1 protein-coding gene is annotated in these 1,410 nt (G+C 38.1%); it reads left to right on the top strand.

From position 1 onward, the window contains the following. Positions 1–64 precede the first annotated feature (64 nt). A complete protein-coding gene (locus J8M14_RS22920) occupies positions 65–1,120 on the top strand; it encodes an IS110 family transposase (protein WP_211077171.1) in 1,056 nt (351 codons plus the stop codon). Positions 1,121–1,410 lie beyond the last annotated feature (290 nt).

Raw genomic sequence — 1,410 nt, 5'->3', positions numbered from 1 at the left:
TATAGCAACAATGTAAAAGCAGTATCCTAAGTTAGTATAATAAAAACCATTTAACTTCTTCATTATGAAAACAAAGGATACTACAGATTCAAAGTTATTTATTGGCATTGACGTACACAAGCGCAGTTGGAAAATTCATACTGCTACTGATCTTTTTGATGGGTCAGATCTCACGATTCCACCCAATGCTTTTGCTTTACAGAGGTATGTAACGAAGCATTTTAAGGGCTATCAAGTGTATTGTTGTTATGAATCCGGTTGTTGTGGGTTCAGTCATCATCGTTTGTTTGAGTCCTTTGGATGGCATTCGATGGTTGTCAATCCAGCTGACATTCGTCGACCTGCCAAGGCCCAATTCCAAAAGACAGACAAGATCGATGCTCGATTGTTATGCAGAGAACTCAAAGATGGTCGACTCTCAGGGATTCATGTTCCTGATATAGAGCGTGAGCAGTTACGTTGTTTATTTCGCAGGCGTAATGATTTGGTTAAAGAACTGCGTAAAATTAAGACCCAGATTAAGATGCAACTATTGTATTTAGGTGTTGAGATTCCAAAAGAGTTAGACAAACCTCATTGGTCTCATAAATTTCGTGATTGGTTGAGAGCTCTATGTTTTGACTACAAGACGATGGATTATTGTTTACAGACCCGATTGGATTCTTATGATTTTGTGGATAGTCAGGTTCGCAGTGTAAGTGTGAAGCTACGTGCTTATTGTCGCAAGCATTATAAAAAGGATTACTATCTGTTACGCTCTGTACCGGGAATTGGTTGTATTGTAGCTTGTGGTATTATCTGTGAGCTTGGAGACTTAAGAAGGTTTAAGAATTTTAAGCAATTGGCTAGTTATGTTGGTTTGATTCCATCGATACATCAGAGCGGTGATAATTTGACTACCTCGGGATTAACTCCCAGGGCGAATCGTATTATGCGTAGTTGTCTTGTAGAAGCCACTTGGGTTGCTTTGCGTTTTGATCCAGTAATGCAGGAGTATTATCGTAGTCATCAAGGCAAGGATGTCAAACGGATATTGGTCAAAGTAGCCAGAAAACTATTGAGTCGTATCCACGCAATTATAAAAACAGAAACTCGTTATGAAATAGGAGTTGTGAGTTAACAAAGAATAAAAAACATATAAGCCTAAAAACTCGAAAAATACTTTTGGCACAAAAGAGGACAACTAAACACCATAGGTGATCTGTCTGAGGTAGAATCACATTTCATAGCAAGTTGCCTTGTTTGCCAATCAAAATCATAGTGATGCTGGTGGATTCGTTTCAGGCGGATACCACATATAGGATGCGGAGTTATAATAGGCTATCGTTGAAGTATTGATCACGCCACAGCGTGACCAACAATCCAACAATATAAAATCATCAATATGAGTTAATTAGAATATTAAAATAT

The organism is Aquimarina sp. MMG016 (assembly GCF_018100805.1).
Lineage (GTDB): Bacteria > Bacteroidota > Bacteroidia > Flavobacteriales > Flavobacteriaceae > Aquimarina.
The sequence above is the reverse complement of the archived record's forward strand: the minus strand, read 5'-3'. Positions and strand labels throughout refer to the sequence as shown.

Excerpts from the sequence above, each read along its gene's own strand:
- J8M14_RS22920 (WP_211077171.1), top strand. The coding sequence starts at position 65 with ATGAAAACAAAGGATACTACAGATTCAAAGTTATTTATTGGCATTGAC.